This window comes from Cyanobium sp. N5-Cardenillas, from assembly GCF_024345515.1.
GTDB lineage: Bacteria > Cyanobacteriota > Cyanobacteriia > PCC-6307 > Cyanobiaceae > Cyanobium.
In genome coordinates, this window is the sequence record NZ_JAGQBG010000176.1 from 1 (window position 1) to 6,641 (window position 6,641).

General features: G+C 68.3%; 8 protein-coding genes. 5 read left to right on the forward strand and 3 right to left on the reverse strand.

Features of this window, described 5'->3' with window-relative positions; translation table 11 throughout:
* From KBZ04_RS12930 to KBZ04_RS12945, 4 genes are all read left to right on the forward strand, one after another.
* On the forward strand, positions 1-1,117 hold a 1,117-nt coding region (locus tag KBZ04_RS12930; RefSeq protein ID WP_254992316.1), incomplete at its 5' end, for an NADH-quinone oxidoreductase subunit M.
* Positions 1,118-1,240: 123 nt separating this feature from the next.
* On the forward strand, positions 1,241-1,630 hold the full coding sequence (locus tag KBZ04_RS12935) for a lipopolysaccharide assembly protein LapA domain-containing protein (RefSeq protein WP_254992317.1): 390 nt from the start codon (positions 1,241-1,243) through the stop codon (positions 1,628-1,630).
* A gap of 96 nt (positions 1,631-1,726) precedes the next feature.
* A complete protein-coding gene (locus KBZ04_RS12940) occupies positions 1,727-2,617 on the forward strand; it encodes a segregation/condensation protein A (protein WP_254992318.1) in 891 nt (296 codons plus the stop codon).
* A 47-nt stretch (positions 2,618-2,664) separates the two neighbouring features.
* Positions 2,665-3,846: an NDP-sugar synthase gene (locus tag KBZ04_RS12945; protein WP_254992319.1), complete on the forward strand. Its 1,182-nt coding sequence runs from the start codon at positions 2,665-2,667 to the stop codon at positions 3,844-3,846.
* On the opposite strand, the gene KBZ04_RS12950 is transcribed toward KBZ04_RS12945, so the two are convergent.
* Positions 3,781-4,740 carry a methylenetetrahydrofolate reductase gene (locus tag KBZ04_RS12950; RefSeq protein WP_254992320.1) on the reverse strand — a complete coding sequence of 320 codons (960 nt, stop codon included), beginning with the start codon at positions 4,738-4,740 and terminating at the stop codon, positions 3,781-3,783. The two genes, KBZ04_RS12945 and KBZ04_RS12950, sit on opposite strands and share 66 nt — an antisense overlap.
* 97 nt (positions 4,741-4,837) lie before the next feature.
* Between KBZ04_RS12950 and KBZ04_RS12955 the strand changes: the two genes are divergently transcribed.
* Positions 4,838-5,101, forward strand: coding sequence for a helix-turn-helix domain-containing protein (locus tag KBZ04_RS12955; protein ID WP_254992321.1), 264 nt, complete (start codon positions 4,838-4,840; stop codon positions 5,099-5,101).
* Between the two features lie 2 nt (positions 5,102-5,103).
* On the opposite strand, the gene KBZ04_RS12960 is transcribed toward KBZ04_RS12955, so the two are convergent.
* Together KBZ04_RS12960 and KBZ04_RS12965 are read right to left on the reverse strand one after the other, a co-directional pair.
* A complete protein-coding gene (locus KBZ04_RS12960; RefSeq protein WP_254992322.1) occupies positions 5,104-5,658 on the reverse strand; it encodes a CYTH domain-containing protein in 555 nt (184 codons plus the stop codon).
* A 33-nt stretch (positions 5,659-5,691) separates the two neighbouring features.
* Positions 5,692-6,641, reverse strand: a 950-nt coding sequence (locus tag KBZ04_RS12965; RefSeq protein ID WP_254992323.1) for an NAD(+) kinase, incomplete at its 5' end; no start/stop codon positions are given.

A 6,641-nucleotide genomic window follows, 5' to 3' on the forward strand; every position in this document is an offset into this window, starting at 1 on the left:
CGCCGCCACCAAGTTCATCCTCTACACGGCCGGCAGCTCCCTGTTCATCCTCCTGGCGGGCCTGGCGATGGCCTTCTACGGCGGCGGCGCCCCCAGCTTCGAGTACACCGTGCTGGCGGCCAAGGACTTTGGCACCGGCTTCCAGGTGCTTTGCTACGCCGCCCTGCTGATCGCCTTCGGCGTCAAGCTGCCGGTGGTGCCGCTGCACACCTGGCTCCCCGACGCCCACGGCGAGGCCACCGCCCCGGTGCACATGCTCCTGGCGGGCATCCTGCTGAAGATGGGTGGCTACGCGCTGCTGCGGTTCAACGTGCAGCTGCTGCCGGAGGCCCACGCCCAGTTCGCCCCCCTGCTGGTGATCCTTGGGGTGGTCAACATCATCTACGCCGCCCTCACCTCTTTCGCCCAGCGCAATCTCAAGCGCAAGATCGCCTACAGCTCCATCAGCCACATGGGCTTCGTGCTGATCGGCATCGGCAGCTTCAGCGCCCTGGGCACCAGCGGCGCCATGCTGCAGATGATCAGCCACGGCCTGATCGGCGCCAGCCTGTTCTTCCTGGTGGGCGCCACCTACGACCGCACCCACACGCTCCAGCTCGACGAGATGGGCGGCGTGGGCCAGAAGATGCGCAAGATGTTCGCCCTCTGGACCGTCTGCTCCCTGGCCTCCCTCGCCCTGCCGGGCATGAGCGGCTTCGTGTCGGAGCTGATGGTGTTCGTGGGCTTCGCCACCAGTGAGGCCTACAGCCTCAGCTTCCGCATCGTGATCGCCGTTCTGGCCGCGATCGGCGTGATCCTCACCCCGATCTACCTGCTCTCGATGCTGCGGGAGATCTTCTTCGGCAAGGAGAATCCCGAGCTGGCCTCCCACACCCACCTGGTCGACGCCGAACCCAGGGAGATCTATGTCATCTCCTGCCTGCTGGTGCCGATCATCGGCATCGGCCTCTACCCGCGCCTGGTCACCGACAGCTACCGGGCCGCCATCGAGGCCCTGGTCGAGCGGGAGTCCGTCGCTTTGGTGAAGTTGGGGCGAGCCCCCGTTCCGGCGGTGATGGCGACCGGCGCCTTCGGCAACCTGCCACCGGCCCTGCTCCACGCCCCGGCCCTCGGCTGAGCCCCGCCCCAGCACCGCGGGGCCCCTGGGGGGCCGGTTACGAAACCCTGCGCAGGCCCCAGGTGATGACGGTGTCCTGCGGAGAAGATGCCTACGCTCCTCCATCGCACAGCGAGGGTCTCCATGCGGCAGATCAATTTCCTTCTGATCTTCAGCTTCGGCTTGGCCACGGTGATGTTCACCCTGGAGAACACCACGGCCACCACGGTGCATTTCCTGCCGGGCGTCAGCACCACCCTGCCGTTGGCCGCCCTGCTGCTGCTGGTGGGCGGCATCGGCGCCACCGCCGCCTGGATCTACGCCGTCTGGAGCGGGGTGGTGCGGAAGGTGGAAACCCTGCAGAGCAGCGGTGAGGTGGAGGCCCAGCAGGTGCGGATCAGCGAACTGGAGAACGATCTGCGCCGCTACAGGGCCACCGTCGACGCCCAGCTCGGCCTGCTGCCGGCGGCCGGGGAGAGCTCGGCCCCGTCCCGTGAGGCGGGCGAAGAGGGCCTCTCGCTGGCCGCCGACTGAGGCCCATGGGGCCCGTTCGGTGATCATCGCGACTGGTGCCATCCGGCCCCAGCCGGTAGCTTGCGCCTGGAAGGCCCCCCGAGCAGGACATCGCGCGTGGCAGAAGCGGGCGCCAGACTCGCCATCCGGTTGCTCCAGGACGCGGCCGAGCGGGGCGATATCGACCCCTGGGACGTGGATGTGATCGCCGTCGTCGACGGCTTCCTCGACCAGCTGCGCCAACGCATTGAGCTGCCCAGGCGTCTGGCACCCCAGGGCGGCAGCTACGAACGGGATCTGGCGGAATCCAGCGAGGCGTTCCTGGCGGCCTCGGTGCTGGTGGGACTCAAGGCAGAGCTGCTGGAGTCGGCCACCTTCCCGCCCGAGCCCCTGCTGGAGGACCCCTTCTCCGCCGAGGACGACGACGGCTGGGACCCCGGAGCCCTGGCGCTGCCACGGCGGCCGGAGCGGCACCTGCATCGCCGTCCGGTGGCGCCCCCGCCCCTGCAGCGCCCCGTCACCCTGGGGGAACTGATCCGGCAGCTCGAGGACATCGCCGAGCGACTCGAACAGGACGGGGCGGACGGACGCCACAGGCCCCGGGCGCGCCGGTACAGCGAACGGGCGGCGATCGCCCAGGTGGCCTCCCTGGCCCACCGCGAGAAACTGCCGGAAACCACCGCCGCCCTCAGCCGCTTCCTGCTGCAGTGGACCCCCACCGCCGACGGCGTCGAATGGGTGGCGTTCGATGCCCTCGTGGGCGCCTGGGCGGAGGCCGTCGCAAGCGCGCCGGCCGACGAGGACCTGGACCAGGACCGGGTGGGGGTGTTCTGGGCCCTGCTGTTCCTCTCCTCCCAGGGCAAGGTGGAACTGGAGCAGGTCGGCGGTCTTTACGGGCCCCTCAGCCTGCGTCGCCGCCGGGAGGAACGGGTCGAGGCGCTCAGTCTGCCAAGGCTGCCTGGGCAGGGGTCAGATAGGGGGCCGGCTCTGGAGGCAGTGGCAGCCTGAGTTTTCTCCTTAGGGTGGCCTCTCACCTCCGACATGAAACGACGCCGATGAAGGCGATGATCCTGGCGGCAGGCAAGGGAACACGGGTGCGGCCGATCACGCACACCACCCCCAAGCCGATGATTCCGATCCTGCAGAAACCCGTGATGGAGTTTCTGCTCGAGTTGCTCCGGGAGCATGGCTTCAACGAAATCATGGTCAATGTCTCCCACCTGTCGGAGGAGATCGAGAACTACTTCCGCGATGGGCAGCGCTTCGATGTCCAGATCGCCTACAGCTTCGAAGGACGCATCAGTGATGGGGAACTGATCGGTGAAGCGATGGGTTCGGCCGGAGGGCTGAAGAAGATCCAGGACTTCCAGGCCTTCTTCGACGACACCTTCGTGGTGCTCTGCGGCGATGCCCTGATCGACCTTGACCTCACCGAAGCCGTCCGGCGCCATCGCGAGAAGGGGGCCATGGCCAGCCTGATCACCAAGCGGGTGCCGCGCGATCAGGTGAGCAGTTACGGGGTGGTGGTGACCGACGAGGACGGGCGGGTGCTCTCCTTCCAGGAGAAGCCCTCGGTGGAGGAGGCCGCCAGCGACATGATCAACACCGGCATCTACATCTTTGAGCCGAAGGTCCTCGACTTCATCCCCAGCGGCGAACCCTTCGACATCGCCGCCGATCTGTTTCCCAGGCTGGTGGACTCCGGGGCCCCCTTCTATGCCCTGCCCATGGAGTTCGAATGGGTCGACATCGGCAAGGTGCCGGATTACTGGCAGGCGATCCGCAGCGTTCTCCAGGGTGACGTGCGCCAGGTGCAGATTCCTGGCAAGCAGGTACGTCCGGGGATCTACGCGGGCCTGAACGTAGCGGCCGACTGGGACAAGATCCACGTCGAGGGGCCGATCTTCGTGGGCGGCATGACCCGCATCGAGAACGGTGTGACCATCATCGGGCCGGCCATGATCGGGCCGAGCTGCCACATCTGTGAAGGGGCCACGATCGACAACTCGATCATCTTCGATTACTCCCGCATCGGCGCCGGCGTCCAGCTCGTTGAGAAGCTGGTCTACGGCCGCTACTGCGTCGACCGCAACGGCGACCATTTCGATCTGCAGGAAGCCGCCCTTGACTGGCTGATCACCGACGCCCGCCGCCAGGACGTCAGCACCCCTTCACCGCAGCAGAAGGCCATGGCCGAGCTGCTCGGCACCGACCTCGCCGCCAACGGCACCCCCTAGGCCCGCCTGCCGAAGGATCTGGGGGATGCGGTGTTCAGCCTTGATGGCCATCAGGTGCACCCCCTGGGCGATGGAGCGGTAGGCCGCCACCTGTTCCGCGGCGATGGCCACCCCTTCCGCCGCCGGGTCCGCGGCGCCGGCGAGGCGATCGATCAGGGACTGGGGGATGCGGGCCCCTGGCACCACGCGGTTGATGAACTGGGCATTCCGCGCCGACTTGAGCAGAAACACCCCGGCCAGCACCGGCAGGCCGAGCGGGGCGGTGATCTCCTCCACGAAGCGGCGCAGGCAGGCGGTGTCCATCACCATCTGGGTCTGCAGGAAGCGGGCTCCGGCCTCCTGCTTGCGCCGCACCCTGGAGCACAGTCCACTCCAGCTGGGCGACTGGGGATCGGCGGCGGCCCCGGGGAACAGCGCTGTAGCCCCATCCGGCAACGCCCCCTTCACCGGATCCTCTCCGGCGTTGAGGGAGCGCACCAGCTGCAGCAGCCGCACCGCTTCCAGTTCATTCACCGGTCGGACATCAGGCTGATCCCCGGCCCGCACCGGGTCACCGGTGAGACAGAGCAGGTTGCGGATGCCGAGCGCGTGGGCGCCGAGCAGGTCGGCCTGGAGGGCGATGCGATTGCGGTCGCGGCAAGTCATCTGCAGGACGGGCTCGATGCCGGCGTCCAGCAGCAGACGGCACATCGCCAGGCTGCTCATCCGCATCACGGCCCGGCTGCCGTCGGTGACATTGACCGCCTGCACGAGGCCCCGCAGCGCCGCCGCGGCTTCCAAGGTGCGGCCTGCGTCGCCCCCTCGGGGCGGGGTCACTTCCGCCGTGACGGCGAAGCGACCTTCCGCCAGGGCCTGTCGAAGCTGCAACGGCCATCTCCATGACAGGGGCATCATGGATCAGCCGCTGCCTAGAGTGAAATGAACCGCCGAGGAGCCGATGGTTGAGCGCAGGCCCCCGGCTCCATCGATGCCCCCGTCCCCGGAGCGGCCCATGGTTCACGCACGCAGCGAGTTATCGGAGAGGGAACTCGAGATCATCGAGCTGGTGGCCACGGGCCTCACCAACCTGGAGATCGCCGGCCAGCTGACGATCAGCAAGCGCACCGTCGACAACCACGTCAGCAACATCTTCACCAAGACCGGCGCCAAGAACCGGGTGGCCCTGCTGAACTGGGCCATGGACCACGGCAAGATCTGCCGCGACGGCTTCAACTGCTGCGCCCTGCCCCACGACGACCCATCCAGGCCCGGCTGAGCTCAGCGGCCCCGGGGCAGCAGGAGCGCCTCCCGTTCCGCCGCCGGCCACGACGCCAGGGGACGGTGGGCCAGGGCCGCATTGCTGAGCTCACGACGGCCGGTGATCTCCCTGGAGCACCAGGAGGGAACGGCCACCGCCTGATCGGCCCGCTCCAGCTCCACCTCCGCCACCACCAGGGGGGCATTGGCGGCCTCGAACACATCCAGCACCCAATCGCCACCGGGCAGATCCAGGCCATAGCGCATCTTGCTCACCTGATGGGCGGATTGCTCCAACAGGGCCTCAGCATCGATGGCCGGGATCGGGTACTCATACTCCTGCCGCGTCAGGGCAAGACCGGGGGAGGCCGACGCGGCCGCGGCACCGACGGCTGGCAGCTTGAGGGTAAGGAACGCCTCCATGGCGCCATCCACGGCCCTGGCCAGCCGCACCCGCAGGGTGAGTTCCCCGTTTCCGCTAGCCAGATAGCCCTGGCGGATTGCCCTGGCCCGTTGGGCATGGGGGCGCCACTGGTCATCGCTGACGAGGAAGCGACGCTCGATTTCCAGGGCCATGGGGAGGGGGGTGGCAGGGAGGGGCGGAGCCGTTCAGTTGCGGGACGGTTCCCCAGCGGTGAGGCTGCCGGCCCAGTGGAGCTTGTGGGTGAGGGTGCTGTAGTACGAAGGACTCTGCTCCAGCTGAAGCATCAGCACCGGATGGCGGCCCCGCTGCAGGATGCAGCGATCGCCGGGTTCGAGCACGGTGGCATGGGCACCATCCTTCCAGAGCTTCACCCGACGGCTGGACTCCCCCAGGGGCCAGACCGACAGCCGCGAACCGGGAGGCACCACCACCGCCCGGCTGGAGAGACTCATCGGGCAGATCGGGGTGACCACGATCGCCTCGATGCCCGGATGCAGGATCGGTCCTCCGGCGGCCATCGCATAGCCGGTGGAACCGGTGGGGGTGGCGATGATCAGGCCGTCGCCCCGGTACTGGTCCACCACCTCCCCGTCGATCTCCAGCTCCAGCATGCAGGTGGGCGAAAGCTCATCGAGATACGGGCGGAAGTAGAAGTCGTTGAGGGCGCCATGGGGTCCATCGCCGACCCCGTTCAGATCGCCGTCATCGGGGACGTCACCCTCCTGTGGCACGCCGTCCCCCCGATCGATCCGGGCTTCCAGCATCATGCGCTTCTCGATCGCGAAGCGGTCGTCCCGCAGCCGTTGCCAGAGGTTGTCGTCAGGATCGTGGCTGCCAGGCTCCCCACTGGCCTCTCCCCGCAGCCGCAGCAGGCGGCGGTCATGGGTCAGGAAGCCCAGGTGGCCGCCGACGTTGAAGCTGAGCACCGGGACCCCGTAGCTGGCCAGGTGCCGGGCGGCGGCCAGAACGGTGCCGTCGCCGCCGAGCACCACGGCCAGATCCGGGAGCTCGGCCTCCGTGGCCAGCAGGCCCGGGAAGGGATTCAATCCCAGGCCGCTGACGGCGGTGGTGACGATGACGCCCTGGGAACGCAGGTCCTGGGCACAGCGACGGGCCTGTCGCTGGGCCGCCTGGC